Origin of the sequence: Xenorhabdus sp. NBAII XenSa04 (assembly GCF_963866145.1) — a bacterium.
Lineage (GTDB): Bacteria > Pseudomonadota > Gammaproteobacteria > Enterobacterales > Enterobacteriaceae > Xenorhabdus > Xenorhabdus indica.
This window is the reverse complement of sequence record NZ_CAWMEB010000323.1, coordinates 14,270-40,758: the sequence shown is the minus strand read 5'-3', so window position 1 is coordinate 40,758 and position 26,489 is coordinate 14,270. Positions and strand designations below refer to the sequence as shown.

The window sequence follows — 26,489 nt, the reverse complement described above, 5'->3', positions numbered from 1 at the left end:
ATAACAATACGTGATAAAAAATGCGTGATAAAAATACAGGGGAAAGGAATAAGCCCTTATCCGTTTAATTAACAAACAGATAAGAGCCAGAGGCCTGAAAGTCACAAACTCACATTAGACTTAATTATCGATACATCTCAAACAGAGACATTCCTTTTAAGTCTGTAAACGCTTTAAAAGAAGCCTGCAAAGCAGCCTGTTGTTGGTAATAGCTGGAAATAGCCGCAGTCCAATCCACATCGACCAATTCCCCAGAGCGAACTTTATTGGCAATACTACGTTCACTACCCAAAGCATCCAGTTGATCCAATTCCTGAAGTTGTAAACCAAGTACGGCTTCCACAGAAGAGAAGTTATTCTGGCTGTTACGGATCCCACGGTTAGCTTTATTCATCAACTCATTAGCTTCGTTTTTCTGCTCTTCAGTCGCCAAACTGTATGGTGTTCTCAACGCTTTGATTGCCATATCAATGGAGGCAAAAACATCAGATTCACTCGAACTGCCATCAGGCTCTTTAACCGGGCTGGATGTCTCTGATAAAAAAACCTGATGTCCGGTATGAGCAAACACCATTGTGCGGTTATCATCCACTTTCTGGGTGATTGCTTCGCCACCTCCAACGTAACTGACTTTGCCATCTTTATCTGCTACAAAAGGAGGCTTATCCGTTTTATAACCAGCAAAAATATAACGGCCATTACCATCAGTTTTATTACCGAGATTCAACAGGGCTTGTTTAAAACCTTCCAATTTCTGCGCATAGGATTCACGATCTTGCTCACTCTGTTCATCCGCAGCCGCAACTAAAGTCTCAAACACGTTAGCTACCACCTTAACGGCATCAGAAGTAATGCTCAATTGGGATGACATGGCATTTTTGGCAAAAATACGGGCAGTCATAAACTGCTGGTTTTTCGATTCAGATTGAGAAACCATGATGTTTTGTGATGCAGCTAAAGGATCATCGGATGGATTAATTACCCGGCGACCGCTGGACAGTTGTTCACCATATTTCATCCACTTGGATTGGGCGCCCAAAATCCCATTCATTTTTTGGCTGTATAATAGATTCGTACTTACACGCACAATATCATTTCCTTTTTGTTACCGGCGAATAGCGACTAGCAAGAATAGCTACCAGAAAGAATAGTTACTATCAAAAACAGTGATCAGCGAATGCCCAAAATAGCATCAAACAAAGTTGTCGCCGTCTGGATCACACGGGCGTTTGCCAGATAGTACTGCTGCATACGTTGCAGCTCGCCGTATTCTTCGTCCATATTAACGCCGGAAATTGATTCACGGGTCGATTTCCATTTATCAACGATGTGGCCTTGTCTTTCAACGCTGATATTTGCGCTATTAGCTTTGCTGCCCACTGTACTTACCAGTGAGGCGTATGCTCCGGCAAAGGAAGCCTTGCCATCGACCAAACGTTTATCCTGTAATTCAAGGAATTTCTTCGCGTTGCGGTTATCACTTTGACCAGTTTTGTTGTCTCCCGCTGCCGCCAATTGGGATGAATCCTTAAGATTCAATTCTAACGTAGCCACGACGTTACTGACCGTTTTCAGAGTGTATTTATCGTGATCCTGTACGCGAGTAGTATCAATTTCTACTTTCAGCCCATCAAATTCCAGCGTATTGCCGTTTTTGGTCACAGCAACCATTTCACGATCAGAAAGACGTTGTACTTTCCAATCTCCACTTTCATATTTGAGACTGTAATCACTGGCTTTCACTTTGGTGGTATCGCTATATTCCACCTTGATGTCAGCCGTACCTTTGTTATCACTGTTAGAAACAACTTCCGGTTTGCTAAAGTTGAAGAAATCAATGCCCGCTTTACCTTTCAGGTCAAAGCCAGCATGTTGTACCTGGTTAAATTGGTCAGCCATGACCAGCGCCAGTTGGTTTAGTTCATTACGGGTTGAATCGATAACTTCGCTACGCACGCGCAATGCACCGCCCAACTTGCCACCTGAAATGAAACGCTCATCAATTTCTCTCGTACCCACTGTGCCATTGTTATAACCTAGCGTAATACGGCTACTGTCAGTACTGGATGGAATAGCTTCCATCCGGTAGGATTTATCACCCGATACCAGTGACATACCACCACCGAATGAGACGTTATAAACTCCACCATCCTGTTGAGTGACACTCACTTCCACCAGATCATTTAATTTACTGACCGCCAGATCTCGTTTATCCAGCAATGCCAACGGTTCACCTGTACCCACACCACGCATACGAGTGATTTCATTATTCAGCTTGGCAATTTCTTCTGAGTATTTGTTGATTTCTATAACATTTTTCTCAATCTGAGAATTGATGCTGCTATCAACCTGACGCAAAAATTCGTCTGCTTCTTTAAATCGGCTGACTAAACCTTCCGCTTTGCCTAACACCGTGGTTCTTGCCGCGCTGTCTTCTGCATTGCTTTCAACCGTCCCCAGGCTTTTGAAAAAGTCTTCAATGGAATTCGATAAGCTAGTGTCTTTATCTGCTAACAAGTTGTTGATTTTGTTACTCTGCTCGTTATAAGCCTTTAAGGCAGATTGTTTGGTTTGCGCAGAGCTATATTGCTGATCGATAAACTCGCTATATTCACGGTTAATGGTAGTCACCGTCACACCGTTACCCACAAAACCAGCGGGTGACAGGGCCCCATTATTTTGTGTCATTACGGTGGTCTGTCGGTTATAACCTTCGCTTCTGGAGTTAGCAATATTATTACCCACTACACTCATTGCCACCTGTGCGGCATTAATACCACTCATGGCAGTATTCATAAGGCTGTTGGACATTGTAGATCCTTTTACGTTTTCGTTATGCCTCCATCATGGGAGGCCAACTGCTGTCGTTATCGGTATATACCCAATGGATTTCAAGAGGCAACTTGAAAGACGAAAGGGATAAATTATCTGTAAAAGTTATCGGCAGGATATTCTGATCCTTGAACAAAAATGATTTGGACTGTTCGGTCAGAACAAGTTATCGAAATCATAGTTATAGGCTTTTACCATTTGATGACCGCTATTCTTTAATTGTTGGATCAGTGATACCAGTTTCTCGGCATAACCAGGATCTGTGGCGTACCCTGCATCTTGCAAGGAGTATGCTCCCTGTTCTGCGGTCGTTGACCGGGCAACTTTGGCATAGCGCGGGTTTTCCGCCAGTAATTTGACGTAATCCGTGACGGCTTCCAGATAAGAGTCATAAACCCGGAAACTGTCACGTATTATCTTCGGTTCACCCTCAATGTATTCGGTTGTCGTGATTTGAGTGACAGGCCCTTGCCAGCTTTTGCCTGCTTTGATGCCAAACAGGTTATGACTCGGCTTACCCTCTTCGGTCAGAATTTCCCGTTGCCCCCAACCAGATTCCAGTGCTGCTTGTGCAATGATCAGTAAATGGGGGATACCACTTTGCTGACTGGCTATCTGCGCAGGCACAGAAAGCATAGAAACAAAGCGGGCACTGTTTATTGGTAAAGACCTGGTCATTGGCAGAGTTTTCGACTGTGCTGCACGGTTGGGTGATTGATCAGGCATTGTCCGACGTAGAAACTGTTCCAAAGCTTGTTTTGGCAGGGTATGCAGGATTTCATTATCCAATGGCATCGGTACAGTTCCGGCCAGTTCACTGGGAGCGCTGTTAGTATTAGGAATAGTGATGTTAGGAATAGTGGTGTTAGGAATAGTGGTGTTAGGAATAGCGTTGGAAAACTGTTTGACGATCATATCGGCAAATCCCAGTCCTTTTTGAGAAAGATCCTGGGCAATCTGCTGATCGTACATCGAAGTATAAAAACGCGTCTGATCACTACTCAACATGCCATCCTGTGGCAATGAGGAACGCATACTTTTCAGCATCATCTGAACAAATACGCCTTCCAGTTGTTGGGCTACCTGCCGTAGCCCCTGTTGTGGTTCCTGTGACAATTTGGCTTTCAGTGAATGGAGTGAATTCACATCGTAAGCAACATTCGGCATCGTCAGAAAATCATTCATCAGATAATCTCCAGCTTCGCCCGCAAGCAACCTGCACTTTCCATCGCCTGCAAAATAGACATTAAGTCTGTCGGTGTTGCTCCCAAAGCGTTCAACGCACGAATAACCTGAGTCAGGTTTGCACTGGCATTAACTTTCTGTAGCACACCGCCCTGCTCTTGAATACCAACCCCGGTATTGCGGGTCACAACCGTATTTCCCCCTGCCAGTGGTGCATTTGGCTGATTGACTACCGTCTGACGCTCAACAATCACAGACAGGCTGCCATGAGCAATTGCACAGCTATCCAATGTGACATTGCGGTTCATCACCACCGATCCTGTACGGGAGTTGAAAATCACTTTGGCGTCGCCGGCATCGACACGAATATTCAGGTTCTGAACCTGTGACAGGAATTTCACCTGTTCGCTGTTCTCTATCGGCAAACGTAACTGTACCGTGCGGGAATCCAGCGCTGTCGCTGTGCCTACACCTTTCAGACGGTTGACAGCATCACTGATTTGCTGAGCCAGACTAAAATCATCTTCATTCAATTGCAGATTCAGAATACCTTTCTGACCAAATTTCGTTGGCAATTCCCGTTCAATAACAGCACCATTGGAAATTCGCCCACCGGCAAGTTGATTGATTTTAAGGCTGTTGCCACCTGCACTCACTCCCGCACCACCGACCAGAATATTGCCCTGTGCCAGTGCATATACCTGATTATCAACACCTTTCAGTGGGGTCATCAGCAATGTACCGCCACGCAGACTTTTGGCATTCCCCAGTGAGGAAACGACCACGTCAATGCTTTGCCCTGAACGCGCGAATGGTGGCAGCTTGGCTGTCACCATAACGGCAGCAACGTTCTTAAGTTGCATATTTGTACCGGGCGGCACAGTGATCCCCAACTGCGATAACATATTACTTAAACTTTGGGTGGTGAAAGGCGTTTGCATGGTCTGGTCACCCGTGCCATCCAGCCCGACCACTAAACCATAACCAATCAGCGCGTTATCCCTGACCCCCTCAATGGTCGTCAAATCACGAATGCGTTCAGCAAAAGCGTTGTTCGGCGCAAATGTGTTGAACAGTACCAGCAAAAACGTAAAAAGGCTGGCGACTAATTTTTTCATTCTGACCATCCTCTTTTAAAACGGTGAGATATTCATAAAGAAACGCTGTAACCACCCCATGTGCTGCGCTTCATTGATATAACCATCGCCAACATACTCAATGCGGGCATCTGCAACCTGATTAGAGCTGACTGTATTGTTGCCAGTGATGGTGCGCGGGTTAACAACGCCAGAGAAGCGGATAAATTCCGTTCCCTGATTGATAGCAATCTGTTTTTCCCCGACAACATGCAGGTTACCGTTTGCCAACAATTGATCCACGGTCACCGTAATTGTGCCCCTGAAAGTATTGTTCGCATTCGCCCCGCCTTTACCGCCAAATTCATTATTACCTTCCATGCCCAAATCAGTTTTATCACCGCCCATCAATCCCTGTAAAAAACGGGGAGTCAGGGCAGCAGCGAAACTGGTTTTACCATTACGGCTGGCATTGGCTGAGGAGTTTTTACTGGCACTGACATTTTCTTGCAGGATAATCGTCAGCGTATCGCCGATATTGCGTGGACGACGGTCTTCAAACAGTGGCTGATAACCGTAATAGACTGGCTGGACAGTCTGAAAAATAGAACCATTCGGCACTGGGGCAGGTGTTTCAGCGGGGTTTGCGGTTGTTTGTCCTTTCACCAGTGGCTTGTGTGGCATATAAGCACAGCCCCCCAATGTCAGTGCCGACAATGCGAGTGCCGCCACAGGTATGCTGATACGCCACTTATTTCTCTGGTTTTTCCGTAAACCAGTGGAGCCATAAGCTACATGGTTTTTAGCATGGCTTTCGGCAACGGGCATTGTATCCATCTTCTATGCTCTTAAGTTTATCGTAGAAATAGTGGAGGAACGTGTTCCCCCACCATCAATGGTTAGGTTATAGCTGGGCCAGTTTTTGCAGCATTTGATCAGAAGTTGATACTGCCTTGCTGTTGATTTCATAGGCTCGCTGCACCTGAATCATATTGACCAACTCTTCTGCCACATTGACGTTAGACGTTTCGACAAAACCTTGACGAAGCGTTCCAGCCCCATTGAGACCTGGCGTGTTTTCCACCGGTACACCAGAACTGTTGGTTTCCAGATACAGGTTCTCACCAATGCTTTCTAAGCCACTTTCGTTGATGAACGTAGTCAGGGTGAGCTGCCCGACCTGTTGCAGAGCGGCTTGTCCCTGTACCTTGACACTGACAATCCCATCATCGGCAATACTGAGCTTAGTGGTGTTGTCTGGAATGATGATGGCTGGCACGACCTGAAAACCCCCGGCAGTGACCAACTGGCCGTTCTGATCTTTCTGAAATGAACCATCACGGGTATAAGCAGTGGTTCCATCAGGCATCTGGATCTGGAAAAAGCCGCGTCCTGAAATTGCCACATCATTAGTACTGGCTTTCACTATATTACCCTGGCTATGCAGCCGTTCCGTCGCGACTGGACGAACCCCCGTACCAATCTGCAAACCGGATGGCAGATTGGTCTGTTCAGATGACATGGCACCTGGTTGACGTTCAGTCTGGTAGAGCAAATCTTCAAACACTGCACGCTGGCGTTTAAAGCCGTTAGTGTTGACGTTTGCCAGGTTATTGGCAACAACATCCATATTGGTTTGCTGAGCATCCAGCCCAGTCTTGGCAATCCATAAAGATCGGATCATGAATTTATCCCCCCGATTAGCTCATAGCGAGAATTTGGTTAGCCCGCTGCGCATTTTCATCGGAACTGTGTATGACTTTCATCTGCATCTCAAAGCGACGCGCGTTGGCGATCATGTTCACCATACTTTCCACTGGATTAACATTGCTGCCTTCCAGGACACCTGGCATCAGTTTCACTTCGGTGCTGGCCGCCAATTCATTGCCCTGCTGTTCCCGCGCCTGTGGCGTTAAATGAAACAAACCATCGTCGCCCCGCACCACTTGGTTGGCTTCCGGTTTGACGATTTTCAGCTTGCCAATCTGCCCCAATAACGTGGGTGGATCGCTGGCAATCAGGGCAGTGATGACACCGTCTGTCGCAATGGTCAATTCAGCCTGCGGCGGAACATCAATCGGCCCGTTTTCGCCCATCAACATGCGCCCCTGCACCATCAGTTGCCCTTCGGGTGAAATCTGGATGCTGCCGTTGCGGGTATAGGCTTCTGTCCCGTCTTCAAGCTGAACAGCCAGATAGCCACCTTGTCCAACCGCCACATCTAACGGACGGGAAGTGTAATTCATGGGTCCCTGACGGCTATCCATGCCGGGAGTGGAGGCAACAACTAAAGTACGGGTAGGTAGTGTTTCACCTTCAATTGGCACAGCACGCAAGGCAGCAAGCTGGGCTTTAAAGCCCGGTGTTGACGCATTGGCCAGATTGTTGGTGGTCACAGCCTGGTGCTCCAGCGTCTGGCGTGCAGCGCCCATAGCGGTATAAATGACGTGATCCATAAAGCTATCCGCCTGAGCCTATTAACGCATGCTGACCAGCGTTTGCAGAATTTGGTCCTGCGTTTTGATGGTCTGGGCGTTAGATTGGTAGTTACGCTGGGCGACAATCATGCTGACCAGCTCCTGGCTCATATCAACGTTTGATGATTCCAGCGCACTGCTAATCAGCTTGCCGAAGTTACCGGAACCCGCAATACCCACTACCGGACTACCGGATGCACCGGATTCTACCCAAACGTTATCGCCTTGCGCAGTCAAGCCTTCAGGATTAGAAAAGTTTGCCAGTATTACCTGACCTAATACTTGTTTCTGGTTATTGGAATAGGTAGCGTAAATCTTGCCGTCATTATCCACACGGTAATCAATGAAACTACCCGCAGCATAGCCATTTTGTGTTGGATTAGAGGTAAAATCTTGTGCAATGTTCTGCTGTTTACTCCCCGAAAAATCGATGGTGATTGGCGCAGCAATTGAACCATTCAAAGATTCTACATCGAATTTAAATGTATTATTGATGCCGTCCATTTGACCATTACCGTCAAATGCCACATTACCCAATTTATGAGCGGCAGAGCCTGCGACAGAAATATCCTTAGCATGAAACTCCCACGTATTGTTGGCTGTTTTCACGAAGAATATATTGAGGTCATGTTGATTCCCTAAACTGTCATAGAATTGCAGAGTTGTGCTGTAGTTAAAGCTATCTTTATTATTCGGATCAAAGGGATTTTTTCCCTGATCAATTGCTTTGTGCATTGAATTTAGGGTAGCTTTCAACTTAACTTCTGTACTCGCTTTCGCATTCAACATATCCGTTGGAATTGAAAGTGGTACTACAGCTCCGCCTTCCTGAATTTCTCCGTTTACCGCCGGATAACCCGTCAACTTCATGCCCTGCATATTGATCAGATTACGCTCTTTGTCCATTTGGAACTGACCGTTACGGGAATAAAAAATATTACCGCTGGGATCCTGCATGCGGAAAAAACCACCCTGGGTAATTGCCATATCTAATTGGCGATTAGTCTTAGCGGTTGAGCCATCTTTAAAGTTCTGAAACATACCAGAAACCTTAACCCCCAAACCCACGTCTGAACCACTGAAAACATCCGCAAACGCGGCAGAGCTAGATTTAAAGCCAAATGTCGCTGAGTTTGAGATGTTATTACCAATAACATCCAGATTGCTCGCTGCAGCATTCAAGCCACTGACCGCTTGTGAAAAAGACATATGTCCTCCGTTTAATTAAAGAATCTGACGAACTTCGTCCATGTTTACCGTACCTACCAGCCCTAAATCCAATTTAGTGCCATTCTCTTGCCGCACAACGCCTTCAACCTTGGCAGATCGCAGGGAATTGACCATCAACGCTTGATCCTGCTGGCTTGCGGAAACGGTGAAGTTGTAAGCGCCTTGTTCCACTGCATTGCCGTCTGCGTCTTTACCATCCCATCCGAAGCTGTGTACACCGGCACCCAAAAATTCGGATGAGCTGGGATCTAATTTATTGAATTCCATCTCCCGAACAACTACGCCACTTTTATTTCTGATGGTCACTTTGACGGTATCGGCGGGTCGGTTTAGTTCAAAGCCAATTGGGGTTGCACTGTTTTCACCAGCCCCCAGCAAAATCTCATTGCCAGGAACCATGACATCTCGGCCAATCAGTGCTACCGTTTGCATCGTGTGGTTACTGTCCATTTGTCCGACAATGGAACCCAACGTCTTATTGAGTTTCTCAATCCCCTCAACGGTACTGATCTGCGCAATCTGTGAAGCCAATTCACTGTTTTGCATTGGGTTGGTTGGATCTTGGTTTTTAAGCTGGGCAACCAGAATATTCAAGAAACTGTCTTTGATATCACCACTATTTTGCGGTTTTTGGTTGCCCAATTTAGACAGTTCACTGACTGCTGAATTATCCAATGATTCATTAATTGGAGCGGTAATTCCCATAACGATATTCCTGTTACTGGCCCAGCGTCAGCGTTTTCAGCATGATGGATTTGGTGGTATTAAGTACTTCAACGTTCGCCTGATAGCTGCGGGAAGCCGAGATGGTATTGACCATTTCCCCGACGACATCCACATTCGGCATACGTACATAACCTTTTTCATCAGCCAACGGGTTACCCGGCTGATATTCAAGACGAAAAGGTGTGGGATCATCCACCACTTCACTGACGCGCACACCGCCGATCTCCTGTCCTGCTGGTGCAGCGACACGAAATACGACTTGTTTGGCACGATAAGGCTCGCCATTCGGCCCAACGATACTATCGGCATTCGCCATATTGCTGGCACTGACATTCAGCCGCTGAGACTGAGCAGAAAGCGCGGAGCCGGCAATATCAAAAATACTGAGTAGAGACATTCCCATTATCCTTGTGACTGTAGAACTGACATCATGCTTTTGATCTGAGCATTCGTCATGGTCAGTTCAGCCTGATATTTCAGACTGTTATCTGCAAAATTGCTGCGTTCCATATCCATGTCAACGGTATTTCCATCCATCGCCGTCTGGTGAGGCACCCGGTACAACAGATCCATCTCCAGACGTTTCTGAGGCTGAATGGGAATATGTCGATTGGAAGTCAGAGTCAGCCCAATTCCATTCCCCGTCACACGACCATGTTCCATCACCTTTCTTAATTGGGCGGCAAAATCGATATCGCGAGCCTGATAGCCAGGGGTATCCGCATTGGCAATGTTTGCCGACAGAATTTCCTGCCGCTGGTTGCGGAGTACCAGGGCTTCTTGTCGAAAATGAAAGGCGGTATCTAATTTATCGAGCATATTCCTCCCTCGCCTGTTTTATAGCCAGCTTTATAGGCCAGTTTAGGGTAAGTCCCGCAGAACCAAGCCCCGTAACGCATTAAGAGCGCTAACAGCATAAACGCAGAAGAAAAAGCCGATTCGAAGAATAGACACAAATTGATTTGCTATTTATCCCATTAACTAATAATCAAGCGCGTTACACTATTAACCTCCAGCAGATACTGAATATTTTTGGCATCATGGTTTACCTCACTGGTGTCAGGTAATAGAAGAGTAAGGTAAGAATAAGAGAGATAAAGATGATTAAAATGCCTGCATTAAAATTTATCGGCTTCCTTACCTTTTTTCTTAACCTGTTTTTTGCTGGTTCTTTGGCATGGGGGAATGATTTACCCCGTTCAATCAATGATTATTTCAAGCAAATTCATCACGGCACGAACTATAAAGTTTCCGTAGACATTAAAACACCGGAACAACAATGGCCAACATGTGAATCTCCTGAAATACATCCACCAATGGGCAATAAAAATTGGGGAAATATTTCGCTGCCGGTTAACTGTGGTCAGCAACGTCGTTTTATGCAAATCTACGTCCGTGTTATCGGCCCATACTTAGTTTCAAATCGTGCAATTCAACGTAATTCGGTACTGAGAGAAAAAGATTTTCAGGTCAAAACAGGCGCTTTAGACAAATTGCCAAACGACATCATTCATAACAAAAAGGTTACACTTAATGGTATTGCCATTCGCAACATACCTGCCGGGCAATTCATCACACGTAATATGCTCCGGCGTCCATGGGTGATTAAAGCCGGACAAAATGTTGTCATCACCGTAGATGGGCAAAATTTCCGGGTACGTTATGAAGGAAAAGCAATTAACAATGCTGCAAGTTTTGATAATATTCGTGTCCGCTTGGTTTCTGGACAGGTTATTACCGGAGAAGCTCAGGAAAATGGTAGTGTAAAAATGATGTTATGAATGGCTAAAGTTTTATGTTTCTACGCCGATATAACCATCAGACCATGATTTACAGGCATGCCAGCGGTATATCGCCTGCTACCTCTACCCAATAGAGTTAAGACAAATAAATAATGCCTGATTAAAGGATTACGATTATGAGTATTGAACGCACTCAACCTCTACTGGCTATTGCTGCTTTACAGCAACGCAATGCCAATGAAACTGCCCAGAGCACTCGCAGGATTGTGGCTGTTGCAGAAAAAAGCGCCGATACGCAAGTTAGACTGAGTGAGGCGCAGAAAAAACTGGTTCAGCCAAGTAGTCAAGACATTAATATTCAAAAAGTACAACAACTGAAAGAAGCGATTGCAAAGGGAACCCTGACCATGGACAGCGGTAAAATTGCTGATGCCCTGCTCAGAGAAGCCCTTGAAAACTGATTAATTAAAACTTATTACCTTAATAACAAGGAATATAAGCAATAAACCAGCAAAATCATAAAGGCCATAAATGGAAGAACTTCAACTCTTGCTTGAGCAGCAAAGTGCACACTTACATTCGCTTTCGACAACGATGGCAGAAGAACAACGTATCCTGAGCGAAGGCTTTATTGAAGCGAATCAACTGCATCGTGTCACAGAGCAAAAAACATTTTTGCTTTCGGCACTCGATCATGCGGAAAGAAAGCGTCAGCAACTAAATGAAACGCTGAAAGTGAATGCTCCTTATGCTGACCATGAAATATTGGCGGTGTTGTGGGATCAAATCAGTCAGTCGGTTGAACGAATTCGTGATTTAAATGCGCATAATGGATTTTTGTTGGATCAACATATTGAGTTAAATAGTCAGGCAATTGCTTTTTTGAAAAGCCATCACAGTCCTTCTCTTTATGGTGCTGATGGTCAGGCCCGTCACAATTCTGCCTTATCGGGCCATAAGATCAGTGTTTGATTATTCTCATGCTGCTTAAGCAGCAATCTTTACAGACCTCTTGGTATATCCGTAATAATAAGAGGTCTGTTTCTGTGTCGTTGTATTAAAACCCTATCTTTTTCAAAATCCCCCTATCTTAATGAGATGGCCGCCCTCACCCTAGCGGCAGTATATTAACAGGGTGATTATCTTTGATAAGAGGCTACCATCATGAACACCATCGCACTGATTGGCATCGATCTCGGCAAGCATTCCTTTCATATCCATTGTCAGGATCCATCGGGGAAAGCCCTGATGCGTAAAAAATTCACCCGTACTAAGTTGATGGAATTCTTAGCCGACTGTTCTCCGGCAACGGTTGTGATGGGAGCCTGTGCGGGCGCGCACTTCATGGCAAGGCGGATCGCTGATTCGGGATAAAGTCAAAACCACCAATCAGATGCAGGCTTTCCTGCTTGAGTTTAGCATCAGTATGCCCAAGGGCATTGCCGTGATAAAACGGCTCTCCACTGTGCTGGCCGAACTTCCCCTTCCCCCTTATCTGGTGCAGGTATTACTGCGTTTACAGGCGCATTATCACTATTTGGTTGAACAAATCACCGAGATTGAAACCGCCTTGTCACAGGAGATTGCTCAGGATGATACCGGGCAGCGGCTGATGACGATCCCCGGCATTGGCCCCATCACGGCGAGTGTGCTTTCCTCACAACTGGGCGATGGGAAACAATACGCCTGTAGCCGGAATTTTGCGGCCTCGACGGGATGGGTTCCCCGCCAGTACAGTACCGAAGGAAAGACGACCTTATTGGGGATCAGTAAACGGGGTAACAAGACACTCCGGCAACTGTTGATGCTCTGTGCCCGGTCGTTCATGCAGCATATCGAGCATGGGCAGGGAAAACTGGCTGACTGGGTTAAGCAGCAACTTGAACGAAAGCATTCCAATGTAGTGGCCTGTGCACTGGCTAACAAACTCGCCCGGATAGCGTGGGCTATTACGACACAACACACGGTATTTGTCGCCTAAAGCAGGCGTCATTGTGAAGCTATTTAACTGTTACCCCACTGGTTTTGCGAAGACTAATAATTGATGACATGAACGGCCTGCCGGCCTGATGAGAAACCTAATTAAAAAAATGGCTCTTTGAAGCCGTTGTCTTTTTAAGGTTCATCAGACGCGGAACTCATCGAGGCGCAGGCATCCTTGCCTACAGTGACGCCGGATAGATTTAAGCAAGCCCCAAACTCATCAAAATGAGTGTTGCAAAAAGGAGGGCAACCATAGATTTTTCAAAGCAATAGAAATGCATGACAGAATTACAATTATCATAATAACGAAAATTCTGAGTCCAAGTGATAAAACGTCGCCAGTGGTATTTAGCCTGCCTCCAGACGATTTCAATCAGATTCAGCTCTGAAGAGATATATTTTAAAAATAATCAGACCAGATATTATTTATAGAACACTAATAACGGGCTATGTCCGAATGCGCTATTTCATTAAAGAGAGCATTAAAATGCTATTTTGAGTTAGTTACAGATGAAATGGAAAACAATTGCAATGGCAAGAACCAGAGGATTGATTATTTTTATGATAAGGTGATCACCGTAGTGATCGCCTTATATTTATTATTATTCAGAAGACTTCACTGCCAGTACTATCTTGCACCACCAATCGTCGCTGTCATTCTTATCTGACGGTTATCGGTAATTTCAAGATTGGAAAGTACAACCAATCGGGGCAATACACGGCGCAGAAAACGAGACAATAATGGACGCAGTGCGTGGTTGACCAACAACACAGGCGGTGCACCGAGCATTTCCTGACGCTCCAATGCTTCTGCCGCCTGACGTTCCAGACTTTCAGCCAGTCCCGGCTCCAGTCCACCGCCACCCTGCAATGCCTGAAGCAGAATACGTTCAAGGTTCGCATCTAAGCCAATCACTTTAATTTCATCCGCACCGGGGAACCATTGTTGAGCAATCGCCCGGCCAAGTGCAATACGGATAACAGCAGTCAGTTCATAAGGATCAGTTTGTACCGGTGCATGTTCAGCCAGTGTTTCAATAATGGTGCGCATATCACGGATCGGCACTTGCTCCGCCAACAGGTTTTGCAGAACTTTATGCAACGTGGTCAAGCTGACGACACCAGGAATAAAGTCTTCTGTCAGTTTCGGCATTTCCTGACTGACTCGCTCAAACAGTTGCTGTGCTTCCTGTCTGCCAAACAGTTCACTGGAATGCTGTGACAACAAATGGTTCAGGTGAGTTGCCACAACGGTACTCGCCGCTACAACAGTATAACCCTGTACCTGTGCCTGTTCCCTTAAACTGTCATCAATCCAGACAGCCGGCAGTCCGAAAGCCGGATCTTTGGTCAGGTCACCCTGCAATTCACCTACCGCACCGCCCGGATTAATCGCCAGCCAACGTCCCGGATGGGCTTCACCACGGCCTATCTCTACTCCTTTCATCATGATACGGTAGCTGGCTGGTGCTAATTCAAGGTTGTCACGAATATGAACAACAGGGGGTAAATAGCCCACTTCTTGCGCAAACTTTTTACGAATACCACTGATACGCCCAAGCAGCTCACCATTCTGGCGAAAATCTACCATTGGGATTAACCGATAACCGACTTCCATGCCCAATGGATCTTCTAGTTGCACATCAGACCATGAAGCTTCTGCGGTTTGCTGTTGTTCTTCTACTGCTTTCATCTCTTCATGTTGTACCATAAGCGGATCTTTATCCTTACGAAGCAGGAAGTATCCTACTCCCGCCAATGCCGCGGTAAACAACAGGAAAACAAAATTAGGCATTCCCGGCACTAAACCAAGCAACCCCAATACACCAGCACTCAACATCATCACTTTGGGGTTATTGAAAAGCTGTGTCACCATTTGCTGGCCGACATCTTCATCGGTCGCAACACGGGTCACGATAACACCCGCTGCTGTAGAGATAATCAACGCCGGTAACTGAGCAACCAAACCATCACCGATGGTCAGCAATGTATAAGCTTCTGCTGCATCCCCCAAACTCAATCCATGTTGGACAACACCGACGATCAAACCTCCAACGATGTTGATCACCAGGATCATCAACCCGGCAATGGCATCGCCGCGCACAAATTTACTCGCACCATCCATCGAACCATAGAAGTCTGCTTCTTGTGTGACTTCAGCGCGCCGTTTCTTGGCTTCATCTTCGCCTATCAATCCGGCATTCAAATCGGCATCAATTGCCATCTGTTTACCGGGCATCCCATCCAGTACAAAGCGGGCACCAACTTCAGCGATACGTCCTGCACCTTTGGTGATCACCATAAAGTTAATCAGGATCAAGATAACAAAGACAACGATACCAATGGCAAAATTACCCCCGACAAGGAAGTGACCGAAAGCTTCTACGACTTGTCCTGCCGCTGCCGATCCTGTATGCCCTTCCATCAGAATGATACGCGTCGATGCGACATTCAGTGACAAACGCAACAATGTTGAAAACAGCAAAATCGTCGGAAAAGCGGCAAAATCCAGCGTCCGACGCGTAAACATCGCTACCAGCAAAACCATGATGGAAAGTGCGATATTAAAAGTGAACAGTAAATCAAGCAGAAATGGGGGTAACGGCAGTACCATCATCGACAAGATCATGAGGATGAGTACAGGCCCCGCAAGCATTTGCCATTGGGAGCCTTTTATATTTCCCGGTAAACGATTCCCCGATAAACGGAACAATGAGGCCAGATTAGCCATGACGATTATTCTCTCCAGCAAAATCCAGTGCTGGCGGCACTGGCAGATTTTCAGGTGTTTTTGGTTTCAGGCCACCTTCCCGTTTCCAACGTTTCAATTGGTAAACCCAGGCAAGCACTTCAGCAACGGCAGCATAGAGTGCCGCCGGAATAAAACCGCCCACTTCAGCATGGCGAAACAATGCTCGCGCTAATGGAGGGGCTTCCAATAGTGGAATGCGATTTTCCGCGCCAATCTCTTTAATACGCAAAGCGATGAGTCCCGCTCCTTTCGCCAATACCTTAGGTGCACTCATTTTTTTACTGTCATACTGTAAAGCAACGGCATAGTGGGTCGGGTTAGTGACAATAACATCCGCTTTTGGCACATCCGCCATCATCCGTTTACGTGCAGCCGCACGTTGTTGTTGGCGAATTCGCGCCTTTACATGTGGATCCCCTTCTTGTTCCTTAAATTCATCCTTGATCTCCTGACGGGTCATTTTCAGTTTTTTCAGATGGCTGCGGATCTGATAAAACACATCAAACGCCACCATTGGTATTAACATAAACAAAACAACGTAGCCTGCAAAAATCAACATCAGCATGGCATCACTCAATGCCACCAAGGGTGTTTGGGTAGTCAGGTTTAACATGGCAGGCCAATTCGCCCAGATAAACAGGGCAGCTCCCCCTCCGACCATTGATGCTTTCAAGATGGCCTTGAACAGTTCCGCCAATGCGTTCATGGAGAAAATTTTCTTCAGACCAGCAACCGGATCCAGTTTCGCCAGATCAAATTTGATAGATTTTGAGCTGAATATCAGCCCTCCCATCAATGTCGGCGCACTTAAGGCAATCAGGATCAGGCCGACAAACACAGGTAACAGTGCCCAAACTGCCTGTTTTAATAAGCGACCAACCTGCTGTACCATCTGCTTATCATTACTGACCATGTTATGATCAAAGTTGAATCCCTCGAATACCATCAATGAAAGCTCATGAGTGATCGACTGTCCGCTCATCCAAAGCAGACTGACGCCTCCTGCTAACATCAGGATAGAAGTGAGTTCCTTTGAACGTGCTATCTGCCCCTCTTTACGCGCTTTTTCCCGTTTATGGGGCGTGGGTTCTTCGGTTTTTTCGAGATCGCTATCTTCAGCCACGGCTTTCCTTGGTGAGCATTCGTTATTACATGCAGGAAATTTGCCCTCAACAAATCTCAGCAAAGAGCAAATAAAATTGTGCTAAGCATGACAAAAGCCAGGAAATTCAATGGCAGGAACACTGCAAAATTTGCGGGGGTATTTGCGGCATTATACCTGATGGGTTTCAAGATGCCGCAACGTGAAAAACAACGGCATATGAGATTTATGCCTTACTGGAAATATAACGTCGCCCCCATACCAGAATGATGACCAATACTGTTAGCGGCAAGCCGTGGAAGATAATGATAACGCTGGACGGCGGCAACCAGACGTAAAAAGGGGCAACCAACAGCATGCCTATTCCAAAACCCGTCATCTGTAATAGAGTCAGTAAGCTGAAAATAGGCAGTCGCAGACTTTCCGGTTCACTTTGCACACGGGATATCAGACTAACTTCCGCAATTCCATCACCAATTCCTGCCCATACTGCGAACAACAATAACCAAAACGGGTTGGTTTGCTGGAAGGTAAGGATAAAGCCCGTTGACATCAATGCAATGCCGAGGAAGAACAGTTTTTCCATTTTCAAGCTGCCGTGATTGCGTAACAGGTAACTGGTCAGGCGTGCACCGCTGAATTTTCCTATCGCCCATGTCGCCAGTAACAGCCCCATTACGGTACTGGCATTATCGGGGTTCAAGAGCTTAGAAATAATGGGAAAACCGACATTATGGGCAGCACTGCCCAGTGTATCCGCCAGACTCAGAAACAACATCCCGGCCAGTATAGGTGTGCCGCGTAATCCGAGGCGTAATTCTCGCCATTCGTTCCCCAACACCCGCAATCCCTGCTGTTCAGGCTCAGTGAGAAAACGCAGTGGCATAATCAATATTGCGGCCAACAGATAGGTGATGATATTAACGATAAAAACCATTTCATAGCCGCTACTGGCAACCAGCAAGCCGGATACCAAACTGCCGAACACTGCACCTGTAGCAGCGACCGATGTCAGCCAGGAATTCGTCGATATACGTTGTGAGGCATGTACCCAATGCGGAAGTTGACTGTTCAACCCAATCGCAAACATTGAGTTGCCCAAGCCGATCCCAAAAGCAATGACCGGTAAGATCAATAACTGCTGTGAAACCGGGAATACCAATAACAAGGACAGCAGCATGACCCGCAATAAATCGAAACAGATCAAAGGCCATCGCCCTGCATATCGCCGGAAAAACGGTGTACCCATTAAGCTGGCAATAACACCTCCCGCAACACGACAAGCAAGAAAAATACTGACGTGCATTACGCTATTGCTGAGCAGATAAACGTAAGTGGATAACGCTACCATATTCAGGAATGCGCCAAAATCGGATATAAATCTTGCACTAACGATAAAAAAGGCATTACGACCAGAGCAACGTAAATTCAGACTATTTTCCTGGCTTGGCATTATTATTAGTTCTCTTGTTGTTCAGGAAGTTGCCGGAAAGTCACCAGCAATAGATCCCGAAATGCCACAATTGCAGGAGATACTTGTCGAACATGGCTGGCTCGATGATAAAGTTGCCTATCATTAATTGCGAGCGTTTCAAGAAATTGTTGCATTGCTGTTTGCAATAAAGGTGGGGCTTCATTCTCTGTTAAGTGCACTTCAGAAATAACAGGTGCAATATTATGGCTTTGAATAAAGTGCATAAAGATCCAATCCTGTCCATCCTGATGAATACCAGAAGTTGTCGGGCTCTCTTTCCCAGAAAAAGCTTTTACCCGGAATTGATGGATATCAATCGAATAGCGATAACCTTTTATTAAACGTTCACCTAAGATGGCAATATCTGTAGCAAGAATATATTGCATAATAGGGTGAGTAATAAAAGTTTCTTCCGAATAACTCAGTTGATTAGCGCCTTTTTTATATTCAATATCATAGGTTACTGGTGATTGATATTCACTACTCCGATTAAGTTGCAGTGGGTTTTCTGTGCCAGGGTGATAACAATAGCGTAGAATACGTCTTTCCCGATGAGTGTAATTTTTGAAATTCTGATCTAATACCAAATTATCCCACTGGTTTTTAAATGTATTGGCTTCTTCTTCCTGATATGAAATCAGTTCATCAAAATGTGGAATATGGCAATAATGATTATTCATTAAACGTGCCGAAATCTCTGCAATTCGCATAGAATAACACCCTTATGAAAATGGAATAATGATCGGTTTTACATGCTCTATCATTTCGTTGTGTAGTGTATGAGCATGAGAAGCATCATTAACTTTTGCCCAACACCTGAGCAGGTAATGTTCTTCTGTTTCCGCATTGATGTCGTAACCAGCGGGTTGAGACAAGCATTCGATAACATGTGGATTATTTTTAATGTACTCAATATTTTTTATTCCCAAAAAATGACCACTATTTTCTGGGTACATAGCTATCATAGAGTAGTGCTGTTCAGCAGTTGCTGCCCGCTTTTGCCCTTGTACGATCTGCGTATCAATATCTTTTTCTTGTAAAAGAATAGAGAGATAAAGCTGATAAGGATCTAACCCGGCCAGATCACGGAATGCAGAGTTCACAAACAAGCCGCCAAGGCGAGGATTAATCTCAATGACCATCGGGCCATCAACAGTCATACGAAATTCAAGATGAGCAATGGCATGATGCAATCCAACTGCTTTTATACAATCGATAGCATAATTTTTGATTTGTTCTTGCTCTGAGGCAGTAAATGAAACCGGAGGAGCAATGAGCAGATTTTCTAATACCGTATTATCTTTTTCTGTCAGAATAAGTTTTTCGTTTATTAAAACCGGATGGACAGTATCCTGGGTAATAACGCATTCGACAGTACCTTCAATACCTTGGATATATTCTTCCAGTAACATACTTTGCCCCGGCTGGTTCAGGTATTCTGTACCGTCAGGAGTAGAATATGTTTGAGTATTTCCAAGAAAATCTACTAAGGCTGAGTGCTTATAGTAAGCTGTGAATGTTTGGTAATGAGCTTGCAATTCAAACCAGTTATAACACTTTTTAATAAAAGCTGAGCCTGCCCCAAAAGGCGGTTTTGCCATCACCGGATAACCAATCCTATTGCCTTGCTTATATAACTCCTTTTCACTGTTACATAGTGCATGGCGTATTGTTCTAATTCCATGCTTTTGCAGTGCCTGACGCATAAGGAATTTGTTGTTGCAGGTAGCAATGGAGGCGGGAGAAGTATAAGGCAATCCAATTTTTTGACATATTTCGGCAACAATACAACCCATTTGTCCGCTGGCAGAAGCATGCCCTGCGTGACAAAAAATAGCACACAAATGATAAGATTGTTGCAAACGGGTAACGCAATCTTGCAAAGATTCAAACGATAATGATTCCAATAAGAAAACTTCATCACTATCCGTAAAAAGCCGTTCTGCATGCTGACGTTTTTTTCGAGCTACAGTCAGACAAAACAATCCCATCTTTTTTGCTGCTGCAAAATGAGGTTCCCGGTAGGTATAGTGTGTAACCTCAGCTTCATCAATATCAACAAACAAAATTGCATTAGGTTTCATTTGATGTCCTTGAAATACAATAAATAGAATTAATTATCTAACCATTCACATTGTTCATTCTTCCAATTGATAAAACGGTAATAACGTTGACTACCACGAGTTTCGAAATATGGTACTTCATCAGGATCAGTGAACAGGGGTACGGTAAATTTTCCCTGCATATGGGGCAGAACATATTCCGGCAAGGCAATATTCGAAACCCGACGTTTAAGTTTTTTCATAATAGTAATAGCGTCATTAATTGAGGCTTTATATTCTGAGGATCCCGGCGAGAAAGGCATAAAATGATAGAGATAGTAAGGTTTCACTCCCATCCGATAGAGTGCGAGAAACAACGTGTGGAGTGTTGCTTCATCATCATTAATTCCACGCAAGAAAGGCATATTGGAAAAAACAATCGGTACAACACGTTGGATACGACGTACAGCAGACTGGAATTCTTCACTTAACTCCAATGGGTGGCAAACATGCACACCAAAGGCGTTAACACCATATCTTTCCAAAATTTCTATCAAAGTATCGGTAATACGATAAGGATTGAATGTAAGAGCACGGGAATGAATACGGATCAGCAAATCATCCCTGATTTCTCGGATTGCAGCGAGTGTCTCAGATAACTTGTTATCCGTCAGCATGAGGGGGTCACCACCACTCAGGATAACTTCTTCGATTGAAGGTGTATTTCTTATATATTCAAGAGATTGTTGGAAAGAACTGCGGCCTGCATTGGATTTATCTGAATCAACTTTCAATGTCCGCAATGCTTCAAAGCAAAATTGACAGTAGGTGTTACAGGTATTGACCATACGTAAAATGACACGATTATCATATTTATGCTGACAAATGGGCGTCTTCATATCTTCATGAAGTTCCCAGTTTTCTGATTCGCCATCATAACCATTCAACTCTTCTTCACTCCAGAATGGTACAACCTGCCGCCAGAGTGGATTTGCCGTGGTATCCTCAGATTGGTTGGTTGCTAAAATTAGACGCAGATAGTAAGGCGTAATCTGCATCTTCTGCCCCTGTAAATTTCGTTGGATGCGCTGAGTTATCTCTTCACTCCATCCACCACAAGCAGAACGTAAAACAACTTCATCACGTACAGCATTTTTTTGCTGCCAACGCCAATCAGCCCAATTTTCCGTAGGATCAGCCAGAATCTGCTGTAAATGAGGTACTACATTGCTAGTATTCATTGTCGTTCCTTAATAGTTATTATTTTACTAACAGCATAAACTGTATATCTCCCTCATAAAATAGCATGTTCCCATATCCCAATCCGTGCGTTCAGGCTGATAACGCCCTGCTTGAGATATGGAAACTATTCCAATTTATATTGGTTTGATAATTATTAATCTGTTTTCATTGCAGTTTTGATCTCAACACGACTTGCCTTAATCTCAATACTATCCGCATTAACATCATGGATATGATCTTTCGTCAGGCGGTATACAACCGGACTTAACAGCGCAATCGCAATTAAGTTAGGAATAGCCATCATGGCATTAAGTGTATCTGCGAGTAACCAGACAAAGTTCAGTGATTGAGTTGCGCCAATCGGTAACGCAATGATCCAAATAATACGGAAAGGAATAATGGCTTTTGTGCCCAGTAAATACTGAATACATTTTTCACCATAGAAGCTCCATCCTAAGATGGTGGTAAAAGCAAAGATTGCCAGTGCGATTGCAACAACGTAGTGCCCCCCCGGAATAACGGACGAGAAAGCAGTCGCTGTTAATGTTGCTCCTGTCTGACCTGTCAACCAACCGCCAGTAATAACGATAGTCAACCCGGTAATAGAACATACCACAATGGTGTCAATGAACGTCCCCAACATGGCAATTAAGCCCTGACGGATCGGGTTTTGGGTTTTCGCTGTGGCATGAGCAATAGGAGCACTTCCCATACCTGCTTCGTTAGAAAATACACCTCTGGCAATACCAAAACGAATTGCAGCCCAGACGGCTGCTCCAGCAAATCCCCCTTGTGCTGCAACTGGAGTGAAAGCAGATGTGATAATCAAGGCAAACGCATCTGGAATAGCACTCACATTGAGTCCTAAAACGACCATACCTGCGCCCAGATAACCTACAGTCATAACAGGCACCAGTTTACCTGCAACATCAGAAATCCGTTTGATACCACCAATCAATACCGCACCAACCAGAAGAACCAGTGCCGCCGCCGTTATGGTTTTATCAACACCAAAGCTACTTTGCAGTACTTCAGAAACTGAGTTGGCTTGTACCGTATTACCAATACCAAAGCCAGCTATACTTCCGAAGAAAGCAAATAATGTTCCCAACCATACCCATTTTTTCCCCAATCCATTTTTAATATAGTACATGGGGCCACCAACATAGTTACCGTTCTTATCTGTTTCACGGTAACGAACTGCCAGCACAGCTTCGGAATATTTAGTTGCCATTCCCACCAACGCAGTCATCCACATCCAGAACAATGCACCCGGTCCCCCCATAACAATCGCCGTTGCGACCCCTGCTATATTCCCTGTACCTATCGTTGCGGACAATGCGGTCATTAATGCATTAAAAGGGGAAATTTGCCCTTCACCACGTTGTGTATTTTTTTGAAAGAGTAATTTGAACCCTGTGCCTAACTTGCGTATCGGCAAGAAAGACAGGCGTACCTGCATGAAAATACCTATACCCAGAAGGCCAATAAGCATGGGTACTCCCCATACAACCCCGTTTATTGCACCTAACCATTGTGTGATCAGTTCCATATATACCCTCGGAATTACACGTAACAAACCGGTAACAAAAATGTTTCAATTAAATAAAAGATGATTTTGAGGAAATAAGCGAGAACTAATTAGGGCTTGTTGGTAAGAAAACTTAATACTGTGAGTATGATCACTAACTCTAATAATATCTTAAATAATTTTGTTTATAGCAAATCTTCATAAATCAAAAAATTAAAAAACAAAGGCCATTAAGCAAATTTTTATCGTGTGATTTGGCAAATTTGGGGTTTTTTATAACAAAAAAATAGGTATTATTCCCTGACAAATAGTTTCTGATGTAATTAAAGGATTATCCGTGGCAAGAATTGGTTATATCCGAGTGTCAACAAATGACCAAAATAGTGATTTACAAAGAAATGCATTGATCAGCATTAACTGCGAAATGATTTTTGAAGACAAAATCAGTGGGAAAACCGCCAATCGCCCAGGATTAAAACGTGCGTTAAAACACCTTAAATCTGGTGATACACTCGTTGTATGGAAGCTGGATCGCCTGGGGCGCAGTGTAAAAAATCTGGTGACACTCATTTCAGAATTACATGAACGAGGAATTCATTTTCAAAGTCTGACTGACAGTATCGATACCAGCACAGCTATGGGAAGATTTTTCTTTCATGTCATGAGTGCATTGGCGGAAATGGAACGTGAATTGATTGTTGAAAGAACTAACGCAGGTTTAGCCGCGGCACGGGAACAGGGGCGAATTGGCGGACGGCCTGTCAGATTTACCGCAGAAGACCAGCAACAAGCCGCCAGATTGCTAATTAAAGGCCACAGCAGAAAACAACTCTCAATTATTTATAATGTGTCGCTGTCAACCATTTATAAATATTTACCTGCGAATTTAACCGTTAGCCTTGCCTCTTCAGAGTAACACGCTGTTCCCAATTACCTATTTTTGCAAAAAATCTTTGATAACCTTTACCCACTCTGCCGGGTTTTCCATCTGTACCGCATGGCCACTCTTCACTTCCGTGTACAAGCTGTTTTTTATACTTTTATGGACTTCACGTGCCAGATAGGGCGGAATTAGTGTATCGTGACTTAACCCAATAATTAATGCGTCTTTATTTATCCGGGAAAGGTAATTTTTGATGTTTATCGATAATCCTAAAGCTATCCGTCTGTTCGCCCCTTTTTCTGACGGCCTGGCACAAATTTGACGGAGCGTTTCCTTCCCCAAAGATGAAATAAATTCAGGACTGAGAACATGGGAAAGTCCAAAAGCAGTTGCTAAAGTTTGATCGCTGTTTTCCAGTTTTAACCAGGTCGTAAACATCAACTGGAAATAGGGATCATCATTTGTGGCCCACGGTGCAGTTAATACCAGTCTATTCACCAACTGAGGATGAGTCGCTGCAACCACTGAGGCAACAACCGCCCCTAAGGATATACCCACTAAATCAACAGGGGTATCATTGCTGTCATTAATGGCTGCTGCTACCTGTTCCACAAGGTACTCGACAGTCAATATCTCTGATGGCAACCCGGAATTCCCACACCCAGCATAATCAGGAATAATAACTGTCCGGTCACCATTAAATGCCGTTCTTATCCCTCCAAAGCTACTATTACCATTGCTATTCGTACCATGGAGAAACATCACCGGATTTTGGTGATTCTCATTAAAATCTTTACGGTAAGAAACAAATGAATCTGCCAAATAGATGACTTTTTCAATCGACTGCACTGTGTTTTCCTTTTATAGGATCTGACTAATGATGTCGTTTTATACATTAAATCAACCAGTAACACTGTGCTCTAACCGAAAATCTGGCATTTTTGCATATTTGGAAACATTGAAAATAACGTTTGGGCAGCCGCCTGACTCGCCCAAACATCAAATATATTTAAGAATAAATATTGTTCGTTAACGTATTATCACTCGTTATCAAAAACCTAAACTATCCAGTAAATCATCAACCTGTTCCTGGTTGGCAATGACGCCAATCCCATTCTGGTTAACCTGAGGGCCATTAAGAAGACTTTCGTTCTCTTTTTTAGTTTTGGCCACCTGATCAGAAGGCATATTTTCCATTAATACCATGACCAGTTGTTTTTCCAGTTCCTGAATGACTTCCATCATCCGTTTAATGACCTGCCCGGTGAGATCCTGAAAATCTTGAGCCATCATGATCTCAAGCAATTGAGCATTGGTGAAGGCAGCATGTTCTGGCACGAGTTTGAGATAATCTCTCGTGTCCGTTACCAAAGAGCGTGCATCAGCCAGCTCGAAATTAGTTGGGTTCGCAAACCATTCATCCCAACGCAGGGTTAAGGATTTTGCAGAGGTTTCCAATTCATTCTGGCAAGGTTGAGCTACTTCAACGCAGTTCAGCACTCTTTCAGCCGCCTGTGCGGTCATCTGGACAACGTAATTCAATCGCTCCCTCGCATCAGGGATCGCCTCAGCCGCCTGAGCAATGGTTCGATCCAATCCCAGTTCACGCAGACTATCGCGCAGCATTCTTGTTAACTGCCCGATACGACTGATTATTTCACTGGTTGTTACCGCCTCATCTCTCGGCATGACTGGATTTTCACTCATTTTGTCTCCTTAAAGCCCCAATTTTTCAAATATTTTATTGAGCTTTTCTTCCAAAATTGCCGCAGTAAATGGTTTCACAACATAACCACTGGCTCCAGCCTGTGCGGCGGCAATGATGTTTTCTTTTTTTGCTTCTGCTGTCACCATCAGAACTGGTAAAGCAGCCAATTTTTCGTCACTGCGAATTGTTTTCAACAATTCGAGACCATCAATATTAGGCATGTTCCAGTCAGAAATAACAAAATCAAATTCGGCTGTACGAAGTTTTGCCAGCGCTTCTGCTCCATCCAGTGCTTCATCAACATTGTTAAAACCCAGTTCTTTCAGCAAATTACGCACAATTCGACGCATGGTTGAAAAGTCATCAACCACCAGAAATCTTAGATCCTTACTTGCCATAAAAACTCCTTGAAATTTTATTCATCCAGCAACATCGTGCTGTAAAAGTTAACCACAATATTCCCTTTATCTTTCAAGGTGCGGCTTTGCTGACTGTGCTGCAACT

Annotated in this window: 25 protein-coding genes and 1 pseudogene; 5 read left to right on the top strand and 21 right to left on the bottom strand. The window is 44.7% G+C overall.

Features of this window, described 5'->3' with window-relative positions; genetic code table 11:
• Positions 1–124: 124 nt before the first annotated feature.
• From flgL to flgB, 11 genes are all read right to left on the bottom strand, one after another.
• Complete coding sequence (gene flgL / locus AAC147_RS11480) at positions 125–1,087, bottom strand: flagellar hook-associated protein FlgL (protein WP_047681156.1); 963 nt, start codon at positions 1,085–1,087, stop codon at positions 125–127.
• An 83-nt stretch (positions 1,088–1,170) separates the two neighbouring features.
• Positions 1,171–2,811, bottom strand: coding sequence for a flagellar hook-associated protein FlgK (gene flgK / locus AAC147_RS11475; RefSeq protein ID WP_047681153.1), 1,641 nt, complete (start codon positions 2,809–2,811; stop codon positions 1,171–1,173).
• Positions 2,812–2,988: 177 nt separating this feature from the next.
• Positions 2,989–4,017 (bottom strand): flagellar assembly peptidoglycan hydrolase FlgJ, encoded by a 1,029-nt coding sequence (gene flgJ, locus AAC147_RS11470; RefSeq protein ID WP_047681150.1) that lies wholly within the window; start codon positions 4,015–4,017, stop codon positions 2,989–2,991.
• Entirely contained in the window at positions 4,017–5,135 is a 1,119-nt protein-coding gene (locus tag AAC147_RS11465) for a flagellar basal body P-ring protein FlgI (RefSeq protein WP_047681147.1), read from the bottom strand. The genes flgJ and AAC147_RS11465 overlap by 1 nt, the downstream gene beginning before the upstream one ends.
• 15 nt (positions 5,136–5,150) lie before the next feature.
• Complete coding sequence (locus AAC147_RS11460; RefSeq protein WP_047681144.1) at positions 5,151–5,930, bottom strand: flagellar basal body L-ring protein FlgH; 780 nt, start codon at positions 5,928–5,930, stop codon at positions 5,151–5,153.
• Between the two features lie 67 nt (positions 5,931–5,997).
• A complete protein-coding gene (gene flgG / locus AAC147_RS11455) occupies positions 5,998–6,777 on the bottom strand; it encodes a flagellar basal-body rod protein FlgG (protein WP_047681141.1) in 780 nt (259 codons plus the stop codon).
• Between the two features lie 16 nt (positions 6,778–6,793).
• Positions 6,794–7,549 carry a flagellar basal body rod protein FlgF gene (locus AAC147_RS11450; protein WP_047681138.1) on the bottom strand — a complete coding sequence of 252 codons (756 nt, stop codon included), beginning with the start codon at positions 7,547–7,549 and terminating at the stop codon, positions 6,794–6,796.
• 21 nt (positions 7,550–7,570) lie between these two features.
• Positions 7,571–8,779 (bottom strand): flagellar hook protein FlgE, encoded by a 1,209-nt coding sequence (gene flgE / locus AAC147_RS11445; RefSeq protein ID WP_047681135.1) that lies wholly within the window; start codon positions 8,777–8,779, stop codon positions 7,571–7,573.
• A 15-nt stretch (positions 8,780–8,794) separates the two neighbouring features.
• Complete coding sequence (locus tag AAC147_RS11440; RefSeq protein WP_047681133.1) at positions 8,795–9,505, bottom strand: flagellar hook assembly protein FlgD; 711 nt, start codon at positions 9,503–9,505, stop codon at positions 8,795–8,797.
• Between the two features lie 13 nt (positions 9,506–9,518).
• Positions 9,519–9,923 (bottom strand): flagellar basal body rod protein FlgC, encoded by a 405-nt coding sequence (gene flgC, locus AAC147_RS11435; protein WP_047681130.1) that lies wholly within the window; start codon positions 9,921–9,923, stop codon positions 9,519–9,521.
• A 5-nt stretch (positions 9,924–9,928) separates the two neighbouring features.
• Positions 9,929–10,345 (bottom strand): flagellar basal body rod protein FlgB, encoded by a 417-nt coding sequence (gene flgB / locus AAC147_RS11430; RefSeq protein ID WP_047681127.1) that lies wholly within the window; start codon positions 10,343–10,345, stop codon positions 9,929–9,931.
• A 290-nt stretch (positions 10,346–10,635) separates the two neighbouring features.
• Here flgB and flgA point away from each other — a divergent pair, with 290 nt between their 5' ends.
• From flgA to AAC147_RS11410, 4 genes and pseudogenes are all read left to right on the top strand, one after another.
• Positions 10,636–11,307, top strand: coding sequence for a flagellar basal body P-ring formation chaperone FlgA (gene flgA / locus AAC147_RS11425; protein ID WP_047681209.1), 672 nt, complete (start codon positions 10,636–10,638; stop codon positions 11,305–11,307).
• A 137-nt stretch (positions 11,308–11,444) separates the two neighbouring features.
• Complete coding sequence (flgM, locus tag AAC147_RS11420; protein WP_047681124.1) at positions 11,445–11,729, top strand: flagellar biosynthesis anti-sigma factor FlgM; 285 nt, start codon at positions 11,445–11,447, stop codon at positions 11,727–11,729.
• Positions 11,730–11,799: 70 nt separating this feature from the next.
• Positions 11,800–12,240, top strand: coding sequence for a flagella synthesis protein FlgN (locus AAC147_RS11415; protein ID WP_047681121.1), 441 nt, complete (start codon positions 11,800–11,802; stop codon positions 12,238–12,240).
• A gap of 192 nt (positions 12,241–12,432) precedes the next feature.
• A pseudogene (locus tag AAC147_RS11410) lies at positions 12,433–13,249 on the top strand (IS110 family transposase).
• Positions 13,250–13,879: 630 nt separating this feature from the next.
• Here AAC147_RS11410 and flhA read toward each other — a convergent pair.
• The 7 genes from flhA to AAC147_RS11375 form a co-directional block, all read right to left on the bottom strand.
• Positions 13,880–15,982, bottom strand: coding sequence for a flagellar biosynthesis protein FlhA (gene flhA, locus AAC147_RS11405; protein ID WP_047681118.1), 2,103 nt, complete (start codon positions 15,980–15,982; stop codon positions 13,880–13,882).
• Positions 15,975–17,126: a flagellar biosynthesis protein FlhB gene (gene flhB / locus AAC147_RS11400; protein ID WP_047681115.1), complete on the bottom strand. Its 1,152-nt coding sequence runs from the start codon at positions 17,124–17,126 to the stop codon at positions 15,975–15,977. The genes flhA and flhB overlap by 8 nt, the downstream gene beginning before the upstream one ends.
• Before the next feature lie 205 nt (positions 17,127–17,331).
• The gene (locus AAC147_RS11395; protein ID WP_047681112.1) at positions 17,332–18,558 is read right to left on the bottom strand and encodes an MFS transporter; all 1,227 of its coding nucleotides are present in this window, start codon (positions 18,556–18,558) and stop codon (positions 17,332–17,334) included.
• Positions 18,559–18,563: 5 nt separating this feature from the next.
• Entirely contained in the window at positions 18,564–19,289 is a 726-nt protein-coding gene (locus tag AAC147_RS11390; RefSeq protein ID WP_047681110.1) for a 2OG-Fe dioxygenase family protein, read from the bottom strand.
• 12 nt (positions 19,290–19,301) lie between these two features.
• On the bottom strand, positions 19,302–20,663 hold the full coding sequence (locus AAC147_RS11385) for an ATP-grasp domain-containing protein (protein ID WP_047681107.1): 1,362 nt from the start codon (positions 20,661–20,663) through the stop codon (positions 19,302–19,304).
• Positions 20,664–20,692: 29 nt separating this feature from the next.
• Positions 20,693–21,862, bottom strand: coding sequence for a KamA family radical SAM protein (locus AAC147_RS11380; protein WP_047681104.1), 1,170 nt, complete (start codon positions 21,860–21,862; stop codon positions 20,693–20,695).
• A gap of 155 nt (positions 21,863–22,017) precedes the next feature.
• On the bottom strand, positions 22,018–23,415 hold the full coding sequence (locus tag AAC147_RS11375; RefSeq protein ID WP_047681101.1) for an alanine/glycine:cation symporter family protein: 1,398 nt from the start codon (positions 23,413–23,415) through the stop codon (positions 22,018–22,020).
• Between the two features lie 316 nt (positions 23,416–23,731).
• On the opposite strand from AAC147_RS11375, the gene AAC147_RS11370 reads away from it, so the two are divergent.
• The gene (locus AAC147_RS11370) at positions 23,732–24,310 is read left to right on the top strand and encodes a recombinase family protein (protein WP_047681098.1); all 579 of its coding nucleotides are present in this window, start codon (positions 23,732–23,734) and stop codon (positions 24,308–24,310) included.
• 18 nt (positions 24,311–24,328) lie between these two features.
• Here the strand turns inward: AAC147_RS11370 and AAC147_RS11365 are convergent, their stop codons facing one another.
• The 3 genes from AAC147_RS11365 to cheY all read right to left on the bottom strand — a co-directional run bounded on the left by AAC147_RS11365 (position 24,329) and on the right by cheY (position 26,383).
• Complete coding sequence (locus tag AAC147_RS11365; protein ID WP_052189503.1) at positions 24,329–25,126, bottom strand: alpha/beta fold hydrolase; 798 nt, start codon at positions 25,124–25,126, stop codon at positions 24,329–24,331.
• Between the two features lie 201 nt (positions 25,127–25,327).
• Positions 25,328–25,984, bottom strand: a complete 657-nt coding sequence (cheZ, locus tag AAC147_RS11360) for a protein phosphatase CheZ (protein WP_047681095.1) — start codon at positions 25,982–25,984, stop codon at positions 25,328–25,330.
• Positions 25,985–25,993: 9 nt separating this feature from the next.
• Positions 25,994–26,383 (bottom strand): chemotaxis response regulator CheY, encoded by a 390-nt coding sequence (cheY, locus tag AAC147_RS11355; RefSeq protein WP_047681092.1) that lies wholly within the window; start codon positions 26,381–26,383, stop codon positions 25,994–25,996.
• Between the last annotated feature and the right edge of the window lie 106 nt (positions 26,384–26,489).